The following is a 22,658-nucleotide window of genomic DNA, read 5'->3' as shown; positions in this document are numbered from 1 at the left end:
TTCGACGATCTTCCGGCTCGCCCTGAGGTCGGCTGTGCCGGATCGGTCCTTTGCGGGCGACCCGTCGGCTGCAACTTGCTTCGTTTGCACGTTTATGCACAATTTATCTCAATCATTAACGATTGAGCCGATATGTCCGCCGAGGAATTGCTGCCGCAACAGCGTCATCGCCTGATCCTGGAGCGCTTGCTGGCCGAGGGCCGGGTGATCGCGGTCGACCTGGCCCGCGAACTCGAGGTCTCCCACGACACCATCCGCCGCGACCTGCGCGAGATGGCCGCGGCCGGGCAATGCCGGCGGGTCTATGGCGGGGCCTTGCCGATGGCGCCCGATCACGGTTCGCTGGCGCAGCGCCGGAGCCAGGCGCCGACCCGCAAGGCGGCGCTGGCGCGCGCCGCGTTGGCCTTGGTCGAGCGCGGGCAGTTGCTGTTCCTCGATGCCGGCTCGACCAACATCGCCATCGCCGAGGTCTTGCCGCGCGATTACGGCTTGACCGTGGCGACCAATGCGCCGGCGATCGCGGCCCTGCTCGCGCAACGCGACGACATCGAGCTGATCGTGATCGGCGGCCGCGTCGATCCGCACGTCGGCGCCAGCCTGGGCAGCGGCGCGATCCGCGACGCTGCGGCGATCGTCAGCGATCTGTATTTCGTCGGCGTCTGCGGCGCCGATGCACAGGCCGGCATCAGCGCGATCGACTACGAGGATGCGCAGTTCAAGCGCGCGGTCGCCGCCGCCAGCCGCGCGGTGGCGGCGGTGGCCACCGACGACAAGCTCGGTACCGCCGCGCCGTTCTCGGTGTGGCCGGCCGAGGGTGTGCAGGCGCTGGTGATCGAGCACGGCGGCGACGCCGCCGAGGCCGAAGCCTTCGCTCGACTCGGCGCGCGCGTGCTGCGCGCCGAACCACCGATTGATGCCGCGCGCGTGCTGCGCGCCGACCCACCGACTGATGCCGCGCGCGTGCTGCGCGCCGAACCTGCCGGTTAGAGCGGCGCATGACCAGCAGCCTGGGCGCCGATGCCTTCCGCATCGTCCTGTCGCGGCGACACGCCGCCATCGAACCGAGAACGATCATGACCGAATTCGATCCCGCCGCCGTTGCGGCAGACAACGAGGCAAGCGCCGCGGGCGAGCGCGAAAACGCCGGCGCCACTGCAGCGACGGATGCCACGCGGGCCGACGCAGCTATCGGCGCAAGCGAGCGCCTGTCGACCCGCATCGCCTTCTTCATCGCCGGCCTGGCGATGGCGGCTTGGGCGCCGCTGGTGCCGTACGCGAAGGCGCGCACTGGCATCGACGAGGGCATGCTCGGGCTGTTGTTGCTCGCGCTAGGCGCCGGTTCGCTGGTGACCATGCCGCTGACCGGCGCCATCGCCGCGCGTTACGGCTGCCGCCGGGTGATCCTGCTCGCCAGCGCCGTGGTCTGCGCGGCCTTGCCCTTGCTCACCCATTTCTCCAGCGTGCCGGCGATGGCCTTGACCCTGTTCGTGTTCGGCGCCGCCATCGGCACCATCGACGTCGCCATCAACATCCAGGCGGTGATCGTCGAGAAGGCCAGCGGGCGGGCGCTGATGTCGGGTTTCCACGGCTTTTTCAGCGTCGGCGGCATTGCCGGCGCGGGTCTGGTCAGCGTGCTGCTGTGGCTGCAGGCGGCGCCTGCGATCGCGGCGATGAGCGTCGCGGTGGTCTTGGCCCTGTTGATGTTGGCCGGCAGTCGCGGCCTGTTGCGCTATGGCGACGACAGCCACGGCGGCGGCTCGATGTTCGCGCTGCCGCACGGCGTGGTGATCCTGATCGGCGCCTTGTGTTTCATCGTGTTCCTGGCCGAGGGCGCGATGCTCGACTGGAGCGCCTTGCTGCTGGTGTCGCAGCGCGGCGTCGCGGCCAGCGTGGCCGGCATCGGCTACGCCGTGTTCGCCTTGGCGATGACCATCGGGCGTTTCAGCGGCGACCGCATCGTCCACCGTTTCGGCCCGCGTCCGGTGTTGGCGGCCGGCGGTGCCTGCGCCGCTGCGGGTTTCGCCTTGGCGGCGCTCGCGCCGGGCGCCTTGCCGACCTTGCTGGGTTTCGCCCTGGTCGGTTTCGGCGCGTCCAACATCGTGCCGATCCTGTTCAGCGCCGCAGGCCGGCAGACGGCGATGCCGGCCGGTCCGGCGATCTCCGCGGTCAGTACGCTGGGTTATGCCGGCATCCTGGTGGGGCCGGCCGCGATCGGCTGGGTCGCCAAGTTCAGCAGCTTGCCGGTGGCGTTCGTGCTGCTGGGTGCGGCGCTGGTCGCGGTCGCGGCCAGTGCGCGCATCGCCGCGGCGCGCGATTGAATCGAAGGTTCAGCGCGGCCGCTGCGCCAGCCAGCGGTCGAGTTGCGCGGCGAAAGCCTGGCGGTCGCGGGCATGAAACACCGCCGGGCCGCCGGTCTGCACGCCGGCGCCGCGCAACTCGTCCATGAAATTGCGCATCGACAGGCGTTCGGCGATGTTGTCCGCGGTGTACAGCTCGCCGCGCGGATTCAGCGCGACCGCATGCTTTTCCAAGGCCAGCGCCGCCAGCGGGATGTCCTGGGTGACTACCAAGTCGCCGGCGACCACGCGCTCGACGATCTGCGCATCGGCGACGTCGAAGCCGCCGGGCACCTGGATCGCGCGGATATAGGGCGACGGCGGCGTGCGCAGCCACTGATTGGCGACCAGGGTCACCTGCACCCGGGCGCGGTCGGCGGCGCGGAACAGGATCTCCTTGATCACGCCGGGGCAGGCATCGGCATCGACCCAGATCTGCGGTGCGGGGGTGTCGGTCATGAGGCGGGCGAGATCGGCTTCGGCAACGATCCGGCATTGTCGCGCCAAGCCGTGCGCCGCGTCGCCTGTCGCCGCCCACGGCCCGCTACCATGTTCGTCTCCGCCGCGGTCCTGGCGGCCATCTCAGTGGGGCGCCGCGCATGATCAAGGTCCATCACCTCAATAACTCGCGTTCGCAGCGCGTGCTGTGGCTGCTCGAAGAGCTGGAACTGCCGTATCAGATCGTGCATTACCAGCGCGACGCCAAGACCATGCTGGCGCCGCCGGAACTGCGCGCGGTCCATCCGCTCGGTAAGTCGCCGGTGGTCGAGCTCGACGGCCAGGTGCTGGCCGAATCGGCTGCGATCATCGAGACCCTGAGCGAGCGCTTCGACAGTAGCTATCGCCTGTCGCCGCCACTGCAGCCGCTGGACGGCGAGGAACGCCTGCGTTATCGCTACTGGCTGCATTACGCCGAAGGTTCGGCGATGCCGCCCTTGCTGTTGAACCTGGTGTTCTCCAAATTGCGGCGCGCGCCGATGCCGTTCTTCGCCAAGCCCATCGCCCGCGGCATCGCCGACAAGGCGGTGTCGGCCTTCGTCGGGCCGCAACTGGCCCTGCATCTGGACTACATCGAAAGCGAATTGGGCAAGCACGAGTGGTTCGCGAGCGATCGCTTCACCGCCGCCGACATCCAGATGAGTTTCCCGGTCGAAGCGGCGGTCGCCCGCGCCAAGGATCGCGAACGGCCGCGCATGCAGGCCTTCGTCGAACGTATCCAGGCGCGGCCGGCCTACCAGCGCGCCCTGGAGCAGGGCGGGCCGTACTCGCTGCTGAGTTGACCGCCGAGCCGAGCCCGCGCCGGCTTGGTTTCGGCCCGGTCCGGGCCCACTGATAGGGAACGCGTCGCCACGCCGGCGCTGCCTTTCTTCCGAGCATCGTCCTTTCGAGCCCCGTTCTTTAGAGCCCCGTAGCCCCGCATGCATTCGCCGCACTTCGACAACGCCTTCGTCCGCGAACTTCCCGGCGACCCCGACACCGCGCCGGGCATACGCCAGGTGCATGGCGCGCTGTATTCGCGGGTCGACCCGACCCCGGTGGCGGCGCCGCGGCTGTTGGCCTGGTCGGCCGAGATGGCCGAACGCCTGGGTTTCAGCGAGGACGAGGTCGCCAGCCAGGCCTTCGCCGAGGTATTCGGCGGCAATGCCTTGCTCGACGGCATGCAGCCGTATGCGGCCAATTACGGTGGCCATCAGTTCGGCCATTGGGCCGGGCAGCTCGGCGACGGCCGCGCGATTTCGCTCGGCGAAGTCGTCAACGCCGCCGGCGAGCGTTGGGAACTGCAGCTCAAGGGCGCCGGCCCGACGCCGTACTCGCGCACCGCCGACGGCCGCGCGGTGCTGCGTTCGTCGGTGCGCGAATTCCTGTGCAGCGAGGCCATGCACCACCTCGGCGTGCCGACCACGCGCGCGCTGAGTCTGGTCGGCACCGGCGAGAACGTGGTGCGCGATATGTTCTACGACGGCCATCCGCAGGCCGAGCCCGGCGCGGTCGTGTGCCGGGTCGCGCCGTCGTTCATTCGCTTCGGCAATTTCGAGCTGCCGGCTTCGCGCGGCGAGACCGAACTGCTGCGGCAGCTGGTCGACTTCTGCATCGCCCGCGATTTCCCGCACCTGGGCGGCGAGGGCGAAGCCCGCTACGGCGCCTGGTTCGGCGAAGTCTGCGAACGTACGGCGGTGACGATGGCGCACTGGATGCGGGTCGGCTTCGTCCATGGCGTGATGAACACCGACAATCTTTCGATTCTCGGCCTGACCATCGACTACGGCCCCTACGGTTGGATCGACGACTACGACCCGGACTGGACGCCGAACACCACCGACGCCGGCCAGCGCCGCTACCGTTACGGCCAGCAGCCGCAGGTGGCGTACTGGAACCTCAGTCGCCTGGCCGGGGCCTTGTCGCTGTTGCTGCCGGTCGAGGCCTTGCAGGACGGCCTGCGCCGTTATGTCGACGCCTACAACCTCGCCGAACGCGACAGCATCGCGCGCAAGCTCGGCCTGCGCGAATGCGGCGACGGCGATGTCGAGCTGATGCAGCAACTGCGCGAGTGGCTGCACCGCCATCAGGTCGACATGACGATCTTCTTCCGCGCCCTGGCTTCGGTCGATATCGCGCAGACGCAGCCGCAACCGCAGGCTTTCGCCGAGGCCTATTACGACGCCGAACTGGGCGCGACAGGCGAGGCGGCCCTGCGTGCCTGGCTGGCGGCTTACGCCGAACGCGCGCGCGCCGACACCTGGCCCGCGGCCGAACGCATCGCCGTCATGAACGCCGCCAACCCGCGTTACGTGCTGCGCAATTATCTGGCCCAGCAGGCCATCGACCGCGCCGGGCAGGGCGACCTGCAGGGCATCGCCGAACTGCTGGAGGTGCTGCGCCGGCCGTACGAGGACCAGCCGGGCCGCGACGTCTATGCCGCGCGCCGCCCGGAATGGGCCCGCGACCGCGCCGGTTGCTCGATGCTGTCGTGCAGCTCATGAGTGTGTAGTTCCTGAGCGGGCATCGCGAACCCATGGGGTTTGCCGCAGAATCCGCTGCCATGAACCCGCTTCTCGAACTCCGTGTCGTCGACCGCGACGATGCCGCATGGCATGGCGCGTATTGCGATTACGTCTCGCAGGTCTTCCGCCAGGCCGATTTCCGCCGTTGGTGCGAATGGCGGCAGTGGGGCGAGGATTACCGCGCGTTCTGCATCGTCGGCAACGACGGCCGCGTGCTCGCCAACGCTTCGGTGTCGCGCATGCGCTTGCTGGTCGAGGGGCGCGAGCTCGTGGGTTATCAGCTCGGCGCCGTCGGCTGCCTGCCGCAGGCGCGCGGGCAGGGGCTGGCGCGCAGGGCGATGCAGGCCGCGTTGGCGTATTGCGGGCAGGCGCCGGTGTTCTTGTTCGCCAACGACAGCGTGCTCGACTTCTACCCGCGCTTCGGCTTCGCGCCGGCGCCGCAAACACTGTTCGAAGCCGAGCTGCAAGCCGAGCCGGCGGGCGAGGGCCGCATCGTTCGCGCCGCCGCTGTCGACCTTGCCGACGGCGAAATCCGCGAAGCCTTCCTGCGTTCGGCAGCCGCGGCGTCGCCGGTCAGCGCACGCTTCGCCGCGCGCGATTACGGCCGCATCGCGACCTGGTACGCCGCCAACGGCCACGCCAGCCCTGCGCACCGGCTCGACGACGACACCTGGGTGTTCGCCGAGGTCGAGGACGGCGTACTGACGATCGAAGACGTGTTCGCGACCCGGCCGTTGGATCTGTCGGCGGCACTGCCGCATTTGATCGCGCAGCCGATCCACACGGTGCGTTTCGGCTTCACCCCGGAACGGCTGTGGCCGCAGGCCCGTGCGGTCGCGGCGGAGGCCGACGCCGATCTGTTCGTGCGGAATCTGGTCTTGCCGGCGGGGCCGCACCGGTTTCCCTTGCTCGCGCGCACCTAAGCGCGGCGGCGGCAGGCTGGCGACGGCAGAGTGGCGAGGGCGGGCCGGTGTCGCCGACGGCGCTGGCCGCCGTCGCTCCCGGGCCGCCCGGCTGCGCCGCGCCGACGACTCGCATCGCGCGGCGGCCGTGGCCCGATGACGGCCGGCGCCGCGGCGCCGCCGCAGCCGCCGGGCCGGTCGTTCAGACCGGGGCGAAGCCCTTGGTGGTCTTCTTTTCGTTCTTTTCGGCGCGCTTTTCCTTCATGGTCTTGGCCGGTTTCTTCTTGGTTTCCTTCTTGCGGTCCATTCCCTTGCTCATGATCCGATCCTCGTTCGATGGCGGCGCGTCGCAGCGGATGGCGGGCGCCCGTGGCCAAGTATGCGCCGCCCGGCGGGTCGGCGCCTGCGTCCGCCAGCCTCCGTTGGCGCGGCCTTGCGGCTGAACCACGGGGCCGCCGGCCAGCCCCGGCCGCCCGACCCGACCTGCCGATTGGCGCGCCGCGCCCGGTAGAATGGTCGGATGCCCCTGATTACCGTACAGAACGCCGACTACAGCGTCGGCGGCCCGCTCCTGCTCGAAAACGTCGAACTGTCCATCGAACCGGGCGAACGCATCGCCCTGATCGGTCGCAACGGCGCGGGCAAGTCCACTCTCATGAAACTGCTGGCCGGCGAACTGCAGGCCGACGACGGCGAAATCCGCCGCGAATCCGGCGTGCGCATCGCCCGGCTCGAACAGGAAGTGCCGCCCGGCGCCAGCGGCACGGTGTTCGACGTGGTCGCCGACGGCCTCGGCGAGCTCGGCCACTGGCTGGCCGAATACCATCACCTGAGCCACGCCGAACCCTTCGACGGCGACGCCCTGGCCGACGTGCAGACCAAGATCGAGGCCGCCAACGGCTGGGGCCTGGATCAGCGCGTCACCGAAACCCTCGACCGCCTCGGCCTGGACGGCGAAGCCGCGTTCTCCGGTCTGTCCGGCGGCATGAAGCGGCGCGTGCTGCTGGCGCGCGCGCTGGTTTCGGCGCCCGACCTGCTGCTGCTCGACGAACCGACCAACCACCTCGACATCGAAGCCATCGACTGGCTCGAACAATTCCTCAAGTCCTGGCAGGGCGCGCTGCTGTTCGTCACCCACGACCGCCGCTTCCTGCGTTCGCTCGCCACCCGCATCGTCGAGATCGACCGCGGCCAGGTCACCAGCTGGCCCGGCGACTGGGACAACTACGTGCGCCGCCGCGAAGAGCGCCTGAACGCCGAGGCCCAGGAAAACGCCCGCTTCGATAAGCTGCTGGCGCAGGAGGAAGTGTGGATCCGCCAGGGCATCAAGGCCCGCCGCACCCGCGACGAAGGCCGCGTACGCCGGCTCAAGGCGATGCGCAACGAACGCCAGGCGCGCCGCGACACCGTCGGCAACGTGCGCATGGACTTCGCCCAGGCCGAGTCCTCGGGGCGCAAGGTCATCGAGGCCAAGGACGTCAGCTTCGACTACGGCGGCAAGCCCTTGCTGAGCAATCTGTCGACGACGATCTTCCGCGGCGACCGCATCGGCCTGATCGGCCCCAACGGCAGCGGCAAGACCACCCTGCTCAAGACCTTGCTCGGCGACCTCAAGCCGAGCGCCGGCGAAGTGCGCGAAGGCAGCAAGCTGCAGGTCGCGTATTTCGACCAGTACCGCGCGACCCTGCGCGAGGACTGGAACGCGATCGAGAACGTCGCCGAGGGCCGCGAGTATGTCGAGGTCGGCGGCAAGCAGAAGCACATCATCGGCTACCTGCAGGACTTCCTGTTCACCCCCGAGCGCGCGCGTGCGCCGATCACCCGATTGTCCGGCGGCGAGCGCAATCGCCTGCTGCTGGCCAGGCTGTTCGCGCAACCGTCCAACCTGCTGGTGATGGACGAACCGACCAACGACCTCGACGTCGAGACCCTGGAGCTGCTGGAAGAATTGCTCGGCGACTACACCGGCACCTTGCTGCTGGTCAGCCACGACCGCGACTTCCTCGACAACGTGGTGACCTCGACCCTGGTCATGGAAGGCGAAGGCCGGGTCGGCGAATACGTCGGCGGCTACAGCGACTGGGTGCGTCAGCGCGCCAACGCTGCGGCCAGGAGCGTTGCCAACAAGACCGTGGCCCCGAAGCCGGACGCCGAAGCGGCCGCACCGGTCGTCGCCAAGCGCAAGCTGAGCTACAAGGACGCGCGCGAACTCGAGCAACTGCCGGCGAAGATCGAGGCCTTGGAAACGCGTTTGGCCGAACTCACCGCGCAGATGAACCAGCCGTCCTTCTACCAGCGCGACGCCGCCGCGATCAACGCCCACAACGCGACCCTCGCCGAGGCCCAGGCCACGCTCGACGCGGCCTATGCGCGCTGGGCCGAACTGGACGGCTGAGGGGCGCCTGACCTAGCCGTCGGCCCCCAACTTCCGTCGCTTGCGCGGAGCGTAGGCGGCGGTTCCTAATCCCCTCGAACGCCGGCGCGGCCGGCGAGGGGAGAGCGGCGATGCGCAGGGTCGGATCGGATCGGAGCGGATCGGAACGGAGCGGATCGGAACGGAGCGGATTGGGTCGGAGCGGATCGGATCGAATCGGACTGGCCCGAATCGGACTGAGCCGGCTCGGATGGGTCGGAGCGGTGGGGTTGGCCTTGCTTGGCACCGGCCACGCCGTGGCCGCGGTCAAGGACGCGGCGCCGAACGGGTTCACCATCGAGAACGAGCAGGTCGTCCCGGTCGACCAGGCCACCGCATGGAAGGCCCTGGTCGAAGACGTCGACCGTTGGTGGCCCAAGGACCACACCTGGTGGGGCGCCGAATCGACCCTGTCGATCGACGCCCGCGCCGGCGGCTGCTTCTGCGAGATCGGCCGCAACGGCCAACAACAAGCCCAGCACATGACGGTCAGCTTCGTCGACCCCGGCAAGACCCTGCGCCTGCTCGGCGGCCTCGGGCCGCTGCAGGGCATGGGCCTGGGCGGGGCGATGGAGTTCCGCCTGAGCCCGGTCAACGACGGCGGCACCCGCATCGCCCTGCATTACCGCGCCGGCGGTTACACGCCCGACGACCTCAGCAAATTCGCCGCCTTGGTCGACAAGGTGCAGGGGCTGCAACTCGGCGGTCTGGCCGATTACCTGCGCCGCGCGCGCGACCCGGCCAAGGCAGGTTCGGGCAAGTGAGTTCCGGGCTCGCCTATCGCACCCGCCACGATCGCGGCGCGATCCTGGCGACGCACCGCCACCACGCGCCGTACGCGGCGCTGGTGCTGGACGGCGACTACACCGAATCCAGTCTCGACGGCCCCTTGCCGTGCCGCCCGGGCACCTTGGTGCTGCATCCGCCGTATCACGCCCACGGCGATCGTTTCGGCCGCCTCGGCGCGAGCGCGATCAATATCGAATTGCCGAACGACCGCTTCGTCTTCGCCGCCAGCGCCTGGCAGGTGCACGACCTGCGCGAAGCCCAGGAAGTGTTCGCGCGTTGTCCGCAGCGCCTGTCGGAACTGCTGGCCTGCGCAACGCCGCAGACGGCCGTGGTGGTGCCCGATTGGCAAGGCGAACTGCTGCGCACGATGGCCGAATGCGACGACGAGATCGGCACCCTCGCGCGTCGACTGGGCGTTTCCGCCGAGCATGCCAGCCGCGCCTTGACCCGCACCTACGGCATGTCGCCGCAGGCGCTGCGCCGCGAAGCGCGCTGGCGCCATGCGTTGCAGCTGCTGGCCGGCAATGCATCGCTGGCCGAAGTCGCCGCCGCCGCCGGCTTCAGCGACCAGAGCCATCTGCACCGCATCGTCGTCGCCCATGCCGGCTGCACGCCGGCGCGGCTGCGCGAACAGGTCCGCGGCCGGCTCCGGCAACAGATCAATTGCGTACAAGACCGGCCCCTGGCCATCGCGGCTTAATGTCTCCAACGCGCCGCCGGCGCACCAGGAGCCAGGCCATGAACCTCACCCGACTTGCCGCCGCCACGGCCTTGCCCGTCCTGCTCGCCTGGGCGGCGAGCGGCGCATCGACGACGATCCCCGCCAGCGGCCCGGTTGCGGCCAAGGCGATCAACGATGCGCTCGGCGCGTCGCTGCGCGCCGACATGCCGACCGCGCTGAGCACCTTGAAGGCGGCGCCGCTGGAGGAGTTCAACGCCAAGGACGCCGCGTTCCGCGCCTGCATGCTCAGCCGTCACGACCGCAGCACGCCGCCGTACCTGGCCGGCACCGTCGCCGATCCGTTCGCGCGCAGCGTGCTGGAGGTGTATCAGCGCTATTGGTGGAAGGCGTTGCGCGACCCGGCGCTGCGTCCGGCCGAAGAGGTGCGCTTGAAGACGGATCTGGCCGCGCTGATCGGCGAGCCCGCGCCGGCACCGACCGAAGAAGCTTTCGAAGGCTTGAACGAACGCATCAACGTCGAACTGCGCAAGCGCGGCTTTCATCCGCTGCAGGGCCGCACGCCGCCGTTGTACGACCTGATGCTGTGGGGCCAGCAGGAGGAGCGGCCTTACACCGTCGACCTGCCGAGCGGCGAGCGGCAGCCGGTGAAGGTGTTCGTGATGGACGGTTGGGTCAGCCGCGGCTGGGCCCACTACACCTCGTGCGAGCGCACCGGCGCGGCCGGATGGGCCAAGCCCGAGGGTCTGTACGCGGTGCGCAGTTCCTACGGCGACATGAAGGGCGAAGACTTCCGGGTCAGCTTCCTCGGCCACGAGGCCCAGCATTTCGCCGACATGAAGCGCTGGCCGGAGATGCCGGCCTGGACCCTGGAGTACCGCGCCAAGCTGGTCGAACTGGCCCAGGCCGATACCACCCGCGAGAAACTGCTCGACCGTTTCTATCGCAGCCAGGACGACGAACCCGATCACCCGCATCCCTATGCCAACAAGCGCGTCACCGCCGAGGTGGCGACGAAGCTCGGCCTGGCCGCCGACGCCGATCTGCGCAAGGCCGATCCCGAAGCGGTGCGCCGCACCGCGCGCGAAGTGCTGATCGCCGACACCCAGCGGCGCGAGGCCGAGGGCGATGCGAAGACCGGCGAGGTTAACAGCGGCGAGGCGAAATCGGCCGCGGCCGCGGCGCCTGTCAGCCGGCCATGACGAAAGCTTGCGCGCGCGGCGACGGGAGTTCCCGCGCCGCGCGCGTCTCGCGACGCTCGACCCGGGCGACGCGGCCTTCCTCCATCACGATCAACTGATCGGCGACATCGAAATAGCGGTCGTCGTGGGTGATCGCGACGATCGCCTTGCCGCGCGCCTTCAGCGCCGGAAGGATCTCGTGATAGAACACGGCCTTGAAGGTCGGGTCCTGGTCGGCGGCCCATTCGTCGAACAAATACAGTTCTTTGTCGTCGATGATCGAGGCCAGCAAGGCCATGCGCCGGCGCTGGCCGTCGGACAGGGCGAGAGTGGAGAAGCGGCCGTCGCGGTAGCTGACCTTGCGGTCCAGGTGCAGGGCCTTGAGGTAGTGGTCGACGGTCGCCTTGAGCTGGTCGTCGTCGGCGCCGAGGATCTGGTCGAACAGGTGGTAGTCGGAATAGATCGCGCTGACCGACTGCCGGTAGGTGCCGATCGAATCGTCGCTGACGGCGTGCTCGCCGAAGCGGATGGTGCCGCCGACCGCGCGGTAGTGCAGGGTCAGCAGCTTGCTCAGGGTCGACTTGCCCGAGCCGTTGCCGCCGACGATGAAGCTGATCTCGCCCTTGCGGAACTCCAGGTCGAGCGGGCCGACCCGGAAGCCGTCGTCCTTGTCGTCCTTGCTGCCGTGGCGGTAGCTGACCTGCTCGAAACGCACGCTGTCCCAGTCCCGCGCCGGCTCCTGCACGGCCGAGATGGTCTCCTGCGGGATCTCCTCGAACAGCTTGGCCACGCGCTGGATCGATACGCGCGAGATCGAGATCTGCGGCAAAAAGCCGAGGATCGCCGAGATCGGCCCGGCGATGTACAGCAGCGCCATGATCACCCCGATCAATTGCTCGTTGCTGATCGTGCGGTAGTTGACCACGATGAATACGATCGAGCCGATCACGAAGAAACTCAGCAGGTCGCCGTAGTTGCTGGCCGCGCGCAGGATCGTATAGCCGGTCTTCTCGTCCTTCTGCACCGAGCGTTCGCAGTGCATCAGCACCTTGTCGAAGAAGGCCTCGCGCTTGGCGTCGTCGAGCTTGAGCTCCTTGATACCGTGGATGAGGCCCTGGATCGATTCCTGCAGGTGGTCGAAATGCTGGCGCGCGCTGTTGAAATAACGCCCGCCGATCAGCATCGGGATTTGATAGGTGACCACACCGAAGGCGATGCAGCCGAGCACGAACCAGAACAGATCGGCGTTGAGCACCAGCAAGAAGCCGAGCATGCCCAGCAGCATGACCAGGTTGATCAGCATGTCCGGGAACATGCGCGCGCCCAAGACGATGCGCGGCACGTCCGAGGTCAGGGCGGCGATCAGCCGCGAGTGGCCGATCTTCTCCAGCGCCGACAGCGGCGCCTGGGCGATGCGGTCGTACAGGCGGGTGCGCAGGCTGGAGGCGACGTCGATCGCGACCCGGGTCAGCACCACCTGCGACAAGGTCCGGGTGATCAGGATGAACACGCACACCAGCGTGAACACCAGGGCGAACGGGGCGTTGGCGATCTCCAGCGAGAACAGCCGGGTCGGCGCGGCCGCGATCGTGTGCAGGCGCGGGTCGCCTTGCTTGAGCACGTTCATCACCAGCGGGATCAGCAACGAATAGCAGATGCCCGACAGGCCGCCCAGCAGGATCGAGAAGAACACCTTGTTGGGCGCGCGGCGCGAATACTCGGCGAACAGTTTCATTCGGCGGCTCCTGTGGCCTGGCCTGCGCGGGGTGCGGCGGCGGGCCGGTCGTAGCTCGCGTCCAGCCTGCGGTATTCGACATTGCGGAAGGCTTCGACACTGTCGTCGTAGTGCGGGCTGAACACGTTGCCGGACTGGCCGGTGGAATTCATGTAGTGGTGCTGCACCGCGTCGCGGCGCAACGCGATCACTTGCCGGAAGCCGGCGCCGAAGGCCTGCAGATAACCGTCCGAGCCGGCGTAGGCGGCGCCGGCGACGTTGACCGAATTCGGCGAGCCGCCGTTGCCGACGCGACGCTCGAACAGTTTGTCGAACGGCTTCCACTGGCTGAAGGGCGTATGCCGGTACACGGTGTGCTGGACCTCGCCCCAACGCCAACTGTCCATGCTCCAGTCGCCCTTGAGCTTGTACAACTCCCACAACGCGCGTTCCTGCGAGGCCGCCAGGGCCTGGTCGCAGGTCTCGCGCGCTGCGGTGGCGGGGCGGTCGCACCAGCCCGCGCCGTCGGCGCGCAGCAGCGCGGTCAGCTGATCCAGGCCGACGCCTTCGACGAGCCCGTCGAGGACGTCTTCGCCCTCGGTCTCGCCCCAGTTCGCCTGCAGGCGGTCGGCGTAGACGCGCTCGCGGAAGTGCCGCATCCAGGCGTGGAAGATCGCCGCAGCCTGACTTTCGGCGCGCATGTCGCCGTTCCAGTCCTTGAGATGGCGGGCCGCTTGCGCGCGGTGTTCCCCCATCTTGTCCGGGGCGTTGCCGTCCGAAAGCCTGCTGTCGGAGAGTTTGGAAAGACGCTTGCGCAACTCGCCGATCAGCGCCGCCGCTTCCAGGTCGAGGGTGTCGGCCTGGATCCGCTGCATGTCGGCCACGCCCAGGCGCTTGCCGGTGTCGATGCGTTCGCGCAGCAATTGCTCGATGCGGCGCGCGCGCGCCGGCGAAGCCCAGTCGTGCGAGACGAAATACGGGTAGCCATCGCCGGCGACCTTGTTGTTGGCGGTGACGATGTAGCCCGAAGGCGGGTTGTAGCTTTGCGGCCATTGCGCCGGCGGCACTTCGCCGGACCAGCCGTAGGCTTCGTCCCAGCCCGGCGAGGGCAGGGTGCCTTCGCCCTGTTTGCGCAACGGCAGGCGACCGGCGCCGAGGTAACCGATGTTGCCCTCGCGGTCGGCGTAGACCATGTTCATCGCCGGGGCGATGTGGAAGGCCAGAGCCTGGCGGAAGCCGTCCCAGTCTTTCGCATAACCGAGGCGGAAGAACGCCTCGTAACTGGTGTCGCCCGGGTCGAGCCCGGTCCAGCGCAGCGCCACCGGTTGATCGAACACGCCGTAGCGATCGCTGATGATCGGCCCGTGCCGGGTCGAGCGGACCTTCAAGGCGACCGGCGCGTACTGCTCGCGCAACTGCCGCGGGAAATCGGCGCGCACCTCGATGCGCTCCTCGCGCACCGCGAACGCCTGCCAACCGGCGCCGGTTTCGTAATGCTCGCTGCCGCGGTCGACGCGCTCGAAGAACAAGTCCTGGGTGTCGGCCATCATATTGGTGCCGCCCCAGGCGAGGCGCTCGTTGCGTCCGAACACCACCACCGGCAGGCCGACCAGGCTCATGCCCGAGGTTTTCAACCCCGGCGCCTGGATGCTGAGCGGATACCACAAGGACGGAATCTGCAGGCCGAGATGCGGATCGTTGGCGAGCAGGGCGGCGCCGTCGGAGGTCAGGCGACCGGCCACCACCCAGGCATTGCTGCCGGTGTTCGGCACCGCCAGGCCGTAATCGCGCTGCAACTGCGATTGCAGGCGGCCGATCGAGGCCAGCGGCGCGGCATCGCGCGCGCCCAGCGCCGCTACCGTGGTCGGCGCATCGGCGGGGTAATCGGGGAAGAACGGTTTCAGCTGCGTTTCGTCGAGGCCGCGCTGGGCGACGTAGCGCGCCAGTTCGCGTTGGAAATTGCCGCCCAGGTCGAGCGCGAACATCTTGATCCAGGCCAGCGAATCGCGTTCGGTCCAGCGCTCCGGCGCGATGCCGAACACGCGGAACTCGCTCGGCAGCGGGTGGCCTTCGCCGATCCAGGCATTGATGCCGGCGGTGTAGGCGGTCAGCGAACGCTGCGCCTGCGGGCTCAGTGCCGGCCACGCAGTGGCGGTGGATTCGTACAGGCCCAGGGTACGGAACCAGACGTCGGTGTCGACGCTGTCCTTGCCGAAAATCTCGCTGACGCGGCCGCGTGCCAGGCGCCGTTGCAGTTCCAACTGCCAAAGACGGTCTTGCGCTTGCGCATAGCCGACCGCGAAGAAAGCGTCGTCGTCGCTCGCTGCCTGGATGTGGACCATGCCGTCGGCATCGCGCCGGATCGTCGCCGGTGCCGTGGCGCCGCGGCTGAGCTGCGCGCGGCCGATCTGCAAGTTCGCCGTTTGCGGCAGGCTCGCTTTCAGCGACGACCAGGTCCAGACCGAAGCGGCCAGCAACGGTACGACGACGATGGCCAGAAACCGCGAGGCGAGCGGAAAGGAACTGAATAATGCAAAAAACTTCACCGATGCTCTCGCCATGATCGTGAAGGGGACGACTCCCTGTCTCCGCCGTCGACGCCGTCCCCACGGAGTGTCGATGCGTACGTTCCATTGCGGCGCCGGCTTTCGCCCTTGCCCATGCGCCGAGCCGAAGCGCCGCGCGCCCGGCGCGGATGCCACTGCCGCGCGTAGTCAGGTCGTCGCGACGAGAACGGACCGCGCAGCGTCGGTTCGCCATCCTCGCGGCTCGGTGTTGCACATGACGAGACGCACCGGCCCGCAGCGGGTGGGCGCACGAGTCGCCACCGTGCGATAGCTAACGCGATACTCGACCCCATCAGGCCATGCGGGCGTTCAGACGCGACCGCCCGTGGCCTGGCAGGCCGCAGAAGCGGGTCGTGTCCTGTGCATCCCCCGGATGCCGTTTACTGGGTTTCGGATATTTCCCTGTTCCTTGGGGTTTCGATCCTTTGTTTGCAGATTCTTGAGTGCGATCACGTTGTCGGCTATCGCAATGATCATGCGCCTATGGCGTCCCCGGATCCTTGCTGATAGGCGGTCATCGGTTCGACGAGAACAGCTGTCGATGAAAGACCAACGTCACACAGCAATAGCTTAATGAGGATGTGGCGTCAATAAAATGACTCTCGCTCATGTAGGTGAATCGAGTTGGCGAAAAAATCGTCAGTGCACTCGAAAGTGGTGTTTTCCCTGGGGATTTGCCTAATACATCGCCTTCACATCGAATCAGGGCGCGTGCATTGAAGTGTGTAGGTTGCACGTACCTGGCCGTATTTTTTATGTGACTGCGTTTCAGTTTCGTGTGGTTGTAGAGACCAAGTGCACAGATTACATACGTACATTTGACGCGCTTGAGACGCCAAGCGTATAAGCCTCGCGAGGGCCGATTACGCAAGATGCAGTGGCAAGCGTCATGGGCCCCGGAGATGCGCGGATCGCGTTGACGACCGTCGCAACGAGTGCGAACCAGCGCCATTAGGCTCGCACCGTCCGAACCGAATCGGCTCGGACTCAGGGGGAAATCGAAAGGAAGTACCAGCGGCGGCGCGCGGGTTTCGCGCGTCGATGGAGAGTTGTTGGTCCGCATATCGCATGAAGCGAAGCACGCCAGACATGGGGTCTTCGAACGGAAGCAGTTCAGTCAAGCAAAGGTTTGCTCAAGGAAGTCAGTGTGCAAAGTTTTCCCGAGATCATGCTTCACCGTGCCCGAACCATGCCCGACGCCGTGGCCTGCCGCTTTTTCAAGGGCGCCTCGTTGGAGCCGGAGGTATTCACTTTCGGCGGCCTGTTCGAGCAAGCCGCCGGCCTGGCGGCGCGGTTGCAGCAGCGCGGCCTGTCGGGCCAGCGCGCGGTATTGGTGTGCAAGTCGCAGCAGAGTTTCGTAGTCGCCTTCTATGCCTGCATGCTCGCCGGCGTGGTCGCGGTGCCGTCGGCGCCGCCGCGCCGTCAGGTGATGCAGAGCCGCCTGCAGTTGATCGTCGGCGACGCCCAGGCGCGCGCGCTGTTGTTCGACGGCGACGAATTGCTCGACACCGAGCTCGAATTCGATGGCGAGCGACTGCTCAAGATCGACCTGCGCGAACACGACGCGGCGGGCTTGCGCGCCGATGCCGGGCAGTGGGCTCAAGCGTTCCCCGAACCTTCGGCGCACGCTTTCTTCCAGTACACCTCCGGTTCCACCGGCGACCCGAAGGGCGTCGTCGTGAGCCACGGCAACCTGGTGCATAACTGCGCCGCGATCCAGGACGCGATGGAACTGTCGCCGGACTCGGTGCTGTTCACCGCCTTGCCGTTGTTCCACGACATGGGCCTGGTCGGCGGCGTGTTGCAGCTGATGTACAGCGGCTGCCCGGCCGGCTTCATGTCGCCGTCCGAATTCGTGCAGTATCCGGAACGCTGGCTGCAGATCATTTCGAAGTTCGGCGTCACCGTCAGCGGCGGCCCGAACTTCATGTACGACCTGGCAGGGCGCGTAATCAAGCCCGAACAGATCGAAGGCGTCGACCTGTCGTCGTGGCGCGTCGCCTTCTGCGGCGCCGAGCCGATCCGCGCCGCCACCGTGGCGCGTTTCGCCGAACGTTTCGGCGAGTATGGCTTCCGCGCCGAATCCTTCTACCCCTGTTATGGCATGGCCGAGTCGACCTTGCTGATCACCGGCGTGCGTTGCGGCACCGCGACCGCGGTCGATCGCCGCGACGGTGCGGCCGTGGTCGGCTGCGGCACGCCGCGCGTCGGCATGCGCCTGGTCGTCGTCGATCCGCACACCCACCGCCTCGTGGCGGACGGCGAGGGCGGCGAGATCTGGGTGCACGGCGCCAGCGTCGCGCAAGGCTATTGGCGGCGTCCCGAACTTAACAGGATCGCCTTCCATGCGCGCATCGAGGGCGAAGCCGAGACGGTGGCGCCGGGCGGTTACCTACGCACCGGCGACCTGGGTTATCTGCACGACGGTCAGTTGTTCGTTACAGGCCGGCTCAAGGACCTGATCATCGTCAACGGCCGCAAGTACGTGCCGCAGGACATCGAAGACGAATGCGAGCAGAGCCATGAAGCGCTGCGCCAGTCCGGCGGCGCCGCCTTCGACGTCGCAGAGGGCGACAGCGGCCGATTGGTGGTCGTGTTCGAACTCAAGCGCGAATGGCTGCGGCGCCATCCGCAGTGGGGCGATGTGATCGGCTCGATGCGCGCCTCGGTCAATTCCGCCTATGGCTTGCCGGTGTCCGAGGTGGTGCTGATCAAGCCCGGCACCTTGCCGCGCACCTCGAGCGGCAAGGTGCGGCGCAACCAGTGTCGTATGGATTATCTCGCCGGTGCCTTGCAGCGCGCGGGATGACCGACCGGCCCCGCAGAGGGCCACGCGGACCGCGTCCGCGACAACAACAAACGTAACGCCAGTGAGTGCAGCGCCGGTCCTCGCGGACCGGAAGACATGGAGCAGTTGGGGGTAGGGCAATGAGCAAGCGTGAACCGTGGTTGATCGATGCGATGGCCGAAGTGCTGGAGGTGGACCGCTCGCAGTTGTCGGCGACCGAGTCCTTCGCCGAACTCGGCGTGGATTCTTTGTTGGGACTGCGCTTGACGCGCAAGTTGGAAGACCTGCTGGGCAGCGAAGTCGAACTGGAATGGTTGTTCGACCACCCCAGCGTGCGCCAGCTCGCGTGTTTTCTCGACGAGCGTTTCGGCGAGATGGATGCCGCGCCCGTCGGTCCGGGTTGAAGCAGCGGGCCCGACGAACCAAACCCTCCGCAGGCTGGTCCATGGACGGTTCCGCGATCCGGAACCGGGCGGCCTGCTCAACGCGTCACGAAAGGAATCAGCGACATGAGCGAATTTCCGGTATCGCCCGCGACTCGCCACTGGCATAGCGCCGCGCCGCTCGCGCTCGAACTCGGGCAGAACCTGCCCGGCTACACCCTGGGTTATCGCACCTGGGGCCAGCTGTCCGCGGCCGGCGATAACGCCGTCATCGTCTGCCACGCCCTGACTGGTTCGGCCGACGCCGCCGAATGGTGGGAACCCTTGTTCGGCGCCGGCAAGGCGCTCGACCCGCAACGCGATTTCATCGTCTGCAGCAATGCCCTCGGCAGTTGCTACGGCAGCACCGGGCCGGCCTCGCCGCATCCCGATGGCGGCCACTGGGGCACGCGCTTTCCCAAGCTGACCATCCGCGATCAGGTCCGCGCGCAGATGGCCTTGGCCGATGCGCTCGGTATCCGCCGCATCAAGCTGGTGATCGGCGGTTCGATGGGCGGCCTGCAGACCCTGGAATGGGCCTTGCTCGATCCGCAGCGGGTCGAATCGATCGCGGTGATCGCCGCGAGCGCGCGCCACTCGGCCTGGTGCATCAGCTGGAGCGAGGCGCAGCGCCTGTCCTTGCGCGCCGATCCGAAGTTCCGCGGCGGCGACTACCCGCGCGAGGACGCGCCGCATGCCGGCCTCGGCGCGGCGCGCGCGATCGCCATGGCCACCTATCGCAGCCCGGCCTCGCTCGACGACCGTTACGGGCGCGCCAACGGCGCGGCGGTGTTCGATGTTCACGCCAAGCTTCCCGACGACTTCGCCGTGCGCGGCTGGATGCAGCATCATGCCGAGAATTTCGTCCGCCGATTTGACGCCAATTGCTATCTGGCGCTGATCGATGCGATGGATCAGCACGACGTCGGCCATAGCCGCGGCGGCGTCGACGTGGCCCTGGCGAGCATCCGCCAGCCGGCCCTGATCGTGGCCATTTCCAGCGACGGCCTGTATCCGCCAGCCGAGCAGGAACTGCTGTGCGAATCGATTCCCGGCGCGCACTTCCTCGAGATCAATTCGCGCCACGGCCACGACGGCTTCCTCATCGATGCCGCGGCGATGGAACGCAGCATCGCTCAATTCCGCGGCGTCGCCGCCACACCGGGCCACGGCGCCCGCTTCATCAACGCAGCGGAGGTCGCAACTTATGCTGGCTGATTACTCGCCCGTACGTATCCAAGCCCGCAACAGCGTGGTCGACGCCCACCGCGTCGACCTGGTGCTGATCGGCGCCCGCGGCAAAGTCGGCAGCGCCTTCCGGCGCCAGCTCGGCAATCGCCAGCCGGCCTTGTTGTCGGAAGCCAATCTCGATCTGCGTCTGCTCGCCGGTTTCGACCGCCGCGGCTTCGCCTTCGACACCCACGGCATCGTCCCGGAGTCGATCGACGAACACATGCCCGAGCGCGGCGCCGACGACGTCGAACGCCTGATGTCGCACGTCGGCCGCCACGGCGGCGTGCGCACCCTGGTGGTCGACTGCACCGCCAGCGACGAGATCGCCGATTTCTATCCGCGTTTGTTGATGGGCGGCATGGGCATCGTCGCGGCCAACAAGCGCGCCAACGCGCGCAGCCTGTCGAGTTATCGCGACCTGCAGCATGCCGCGCGCGAACGCGGCGTGCCCTACCGTTACGAGACCACGGTCGGCTCGGCGATTCCCTTGCTCGGCCCGCTGCGCGATCTGCGCCTGCGCGGCGAGCGGGTGATCTCGGTGCAGGGCGTGCTGTCGGGCTCGCTGAGCTACATTCTGCATCGCATGCACGAAGGCTGCCTGTTCTCGGCCGCGGTCGCCGAAGCGCGCGCGCTGGGCTATACCGAGCCCGATCCGATGGAAGATCTGCGCGCGATCGACCTCAGCCGCAAGCTGCTGGTGCTGGCGCGCGAGGCCGGTTTCGCGATGGAGCTCGAAGACCTGGTGATCGAGCCCTTCGCCGATCTCGACATCGCCTCCGACGATCTGATTCCGGCCCTGCAGGTCGCCGATGCCGGCTGGAAGGCGCGCATCGCTAGCGCCCTGGAGCAGGGCGAGCGCTGGGTGGTGCTGGCCGAGGCCAGCCGCGAAGGCGGGCGCATCAACCTGCGTCGGGTGCCGGCGCACTCGTCGTTCGCGCAGCTCGAACCGGGCCAGAACCTGATCTCGATCCGCACCGAATTGCAGGACCGCATGCCGCTGTGCGTCAGCGGCCCGGGCGCGGGCGTGGAGATCACCGCCGCCGGCGTGCTCAGCGACGTGGTCGCGGCCGCGGCGCACTGGACGCGCCAGGACTGAGGCGCAGCGACACAGGACCGCCGGTCGCAAGACCGGCTTCGGCAGGACGCGAATCGACAGGACGCGATAGATGAATTTGGAGAGGGCCATCGACATGGAGCGAAACGAGGACATGGACGCCTGGTTTCCGCTGTCCGCTGCGCAGCAGGGACGGTGGTTCCTGTACCGTTTCGACCCGGCCGGGCGCGGCAACCACAACAACGTGTTCGCCGTGGCCTTGCAGGGGCGGATCGAGCCGTCGGCGATCGCGCGCGCGTTGGAGACCCTGGCCGCGCGTCACCCGATGCTGCGCGCGCGCGTACGTTGCCTCGACGGCCGCGAGCCCGAGCAATGCATCGCGACCGGCGCGCAGGTGCCGCTGTCGATCGTCGATGCCGCCGGGCTCGACGAGGACGAGTTGAGGGCGAGGGTCGGCGCCGACGCGCTGGCTGCGTTCGACGACGAGCGCGCGCCGCTGGTGCGGGCCGCCCTCTATGTGCGTGACGTGCGCGATGCGCGCGAATCGGTGTTCGTGCTGACCTTCGATCATTTGATCTGCGACGGCTGGTCGTATTGGCGACTGCTCGAAGAGTTCGGCGCCTTGCTGTCGGGCACCGCGACCGAAATCGCGCAGGGCGCGACTGCCGCCGGTTATCGGGACTACGTCGCCTGGCAGCGCGATTGGCTCGGCAGCGCCGAGGCCGAGCGCCAGTTCGCCTATTGGCAGGACCGCTTCGCCACGCCCGCACCGGTGTTGGACCTGCCGAGCGACCGTCCGCGCCCGGCGCGGCCGAGCGGCTTGCAGGCAGTGGTCTCGCTGTCGCTGTCGGCGGCGACCACCCAAGCCCTGACGGCCCTGGCCACGCGCCAGGCCGGCACGATGTTCACCACTTTGTTGGCCGCCTATCAGATTCTGTTGCACCGCCTCAGCGGCCAGGACGACATCGTCGTCGGCTCGCCGATGCCGGGCCGCAGCCGCCCGCAGTGGGACGGCGTGGTCGGCGACTTCGTCAACATGGTCGCGTTGCGTGCCGGCTTCGCCGAACGCCAGAGCGTGGCCGACGTGTTGCGCCTGGCCCGCAACGCCGCGCTCAAGGGCATGGCCCAGCAGGACTATCCGTTCTCGCGCCTGGTCGACCGCCTGCACGCCGGCCAGGACCGCGGCGAGCATCCGCTGTTCCAGAGCGTGTTCGTATTCCAGAACGCGCGCCGCAGCAAGGATCTCGCGGCGCTGTGGAAGGCCGACGAGTCCGATGCGCCGGTGGCGCATTGGGGCGAGATCGGCCTGCGGCCGTTCCCGCTGCCGCAACGCCTCGGCAGCGACCGCATCGGCCTGGCCCTGCAGGCGATGGAGTTCGACGACGGCCTGCGTTGCGATTTCGTCTACGACACCGATCTGTTCGATCAGGCCACGGTCGCGCGCTATGCCCAGTGTTTCGAGGTGTTGCTTGCGGCGATGATCGCCGACCCACAATGCCCGGTCGCTCGTTTGCCGCTGCTGTCGGCGGCCGAGCGCGAGCACGTGCTGGAAGACTTCAACGACACCGGTTTCGACTA

At 68.0% G+C, this 22,658-nt stretch carries 17 protein-coding genes; 14 read left to right on the top strand and 3 right to left on the bottom strand.

Annotated features, from left to right (window positions below):
- Positions 1–132: 132 nt before the first annotated feature.
- Entirely contained in the window at positions 133–987 is an 855-nt protein-coding gene (locus tag EX88_RS0112030) for a DeoR/GlpR family DNA-binding transcription regulator (protein ID WP_081930907.1), read from the top strand.
- Between the two features lie 8 nt (positions 988–995).
- On the top strand, positions 996–2,318 hold the full coding sequence (locus tag EX88_RS0112025) for an MFS transporter (RefSeq protein WP_268745605.1): 1,323 nt from the start codon (positions 996–998) through the stop codon (positions 2,316–2,318).
- Between the two features lie 9 nt (positions 2,319–2,327).
- On the opposite strand, the gene EX88_RS0112020 is transcribed toward EX88_RS0112025, so the two are convergent.
- A complete protein-coding gene (locus EX88_RS0112020) occupies positions 2,328–2,795 on the bottom strand; it encodes a YaiI/YqxD family protein (protein WP_031372236.1) in 468 nt (155 codons plus the stop codon).
- A 140-nt stretch (positions 2,796–2,935) separates the two neighbouring features.
- Here EX88_RS0112020 and EX88_RS0112015 point away from each other — a divergent pair, with 140 nt between their 5' ends.
- The 7 genes from EX88_RS0112015 (at position 2,936) to EX88_RS0111980 (ending at position 11,323) form a co-directional block, all read left to right on the top strand.
- The gene (locus tag EX88_RS0112015; RefSeq protein WP_031372235.1) at positions 2,936–3,616 is read left to right on the top strand and encodes a glutathione S-transferase; all 681 of its coding nucleotides are present in this window, start codon (positions 2,936–2,938) and stop codon (positions 3,614–3,616) included.
- A gap of 138 nt (positions 3,617–3,754) precedes the next feature.
- Entirely contained in the window at positions 3,755–5,317 is a 1,563-nt protein-coding gene (locus tag EX88_RS0112010) for a protein adenylyltransferase SelO (protein WP_031372234.1), read from the top strand.
- A 59-nt stretch (positions 5,318–5,376) separates the two neighbouring features.
- Positions 5,377–6,261, top strand: a complete 885-nt coding sequence (locus tag EX88_RS0112005) for a GNAT family N-acetyltransferase (RefSeq protein ID WP_036148696.1) — start codon at positions 5,377–5,379, stop codon at positions 6,259–6,261.
- 499 nt (positions 6,262–6,760) lie between these two features.
- Entirely contained in the window at positions 6,761–8,635 is a 1,875-nt protein-coding gene (locus tag EX88_RS0111995) for an ATP-binding cassette domain-containing protein (protein WP_031372232.1), read from the top strand.
- A 242-nt stretch (positions 8,636–8,877) separates the two neighbouring features.
- Positions 8,878–9,417, top strand: coding sequence for an SRPBCC domain-containing protein (locus tag EX88_RS0111990; protein ID WP_430536908.1), 540 nt, complete (start codon positions 8,878–8,880; stop codon positions 9,415–9,417).
- Positions 9,414–10,142, top strand: a complete 729-nt coding sequence (locus tag EX88_RS0111985) for an AraC family transcriptional regulator (RefSeq protein ID WP_031372230.1) — start codon at positions 9,414–9,416, stop codon at positions 10,140–10,142. Before EX88_RS0111990 ends, EX88_RS0111985 begins: the two co-directional genes overlap by 4 nt.
- Before the next feature lie 38 nt (positions 10,143–10,180).
- Positions 10,181–11,323, top strand: a complete 1,143-nt coding sequence (locus EX88_RS0111980) for a hypothetical protein (protein ID WP_031372229.1) — start codon at positions 10,181–10,183, stop codon at positions 11,321–11,323.
- Here EX88_RS0111980 and EX88_RS0111975 read toward each other — a convergent pair.
- Positions 11,310–13,037 (bottom strand): cyclic peptide export ABC transporter, encoded by a 1,728-nt coding sequence (locus EX88_RS0111975; RefSeq protein WP_036148694.1) that lies wholly within the window; start codon positions 13,035–13,037, stop codon positions 11,310–11,312. The genes EX88_RS0111980 and EX88_RS0111975 overlap by 14 nt on opposite strands.
- Positions 13,034–15,562: a penicillin acylase family protein gene (locus tag EX88_RS0111970; protein ID WP_031372227.1), complete on the bottom strand. Its 2,529-nt coding sequence runs from the start codon at positions 15,560–15,562 to the stop codon at positions 13,034–13,036. The genes EX88_RS0111975 and EX88_RS0111970 overlap by 4 nt, the downstream gene beginning before the upstream one ends.
- Before the next feature lie 1,189 nt (positions 15,563–16,751).
- Here EX88_RS0111970 and EX88_RS0111965 point away from each other — a divergent pair.
- The 5 genes from EX88_RS0111965 to EX88_RS0111945 all read left to right on the top strand — a co-directional run.
- Positions 16,752–18,392, top strand: coding sequence for a fatty acyl-AMP ligase (locus EX88_RS0111965; RefSeq protein ID WP_152566242.1), 1,641 nt, complete (start codon positions 16,752–16,754; stop codon positions 18,390–18,392).
- A 119-nt stretch (positions 18,393–18,511) separates the two neighbouring features.
- Positions 18,512–18,775 carry an acyl carrier protein gene (locus EX88_RS0111960; RefSeq protein ID WP_051885037.1) on the top strand — a complete coding sequence of 88 codons (264 nt, stop codon included), beginning with the start codon at positions 18,512–18,514 and terminating at the stop codon, positions 18,773–18,775.
- A gap of 105 nt (positions 18,776–18,880) precedes the next feature.
- Entirely contained in the window at positions 18,881–20,011 is a 1,131-nt protein-coding gene (gene metX, locus EX88_RS0111955; RefSeq protein ID WP_081930903.1) for a homoserine O-acetyltransferase MetX, read from the top strand.
- The gene (locus EX88_RS23740) at positions 20,001–21,122 is read left to right on the top strand and encodes a hypothetical protein (RefSeq protein WP_031372223.1); all 1,122 of its coding nucleotides are present in this window, start codon (positions 20,001–20,003) and stop codon (positions 21,120–21,122) included. Before metX ends, EX88_RS23740 begins: the two co-directional genes overlap by 11 nt.
- Positions 21,123–21,192: 70 nt before the next feature.
- Positions 21,193–22,658 (top strand): condensation domain-containing protein (locus EX88_RS0111945; protein ID WP_031372222.1); only part of this gene is annotated, 1,466 nt, incomplete at its 3' end.

The organism is Lysobacter antibioticus, assembly GCF_000731095.1.
Lineage (GTDB): Bacteria > Pseudomonadota > Gammaproteobacteria > Xanthomonadales > Xanthomonadaceae > Lysobacter > Lysobacter antibioticus_B.
Note: the sequence above shows the minus strand (reverse complement) of the source record. Positions and strands in the feature narration are given on the sequence as shown.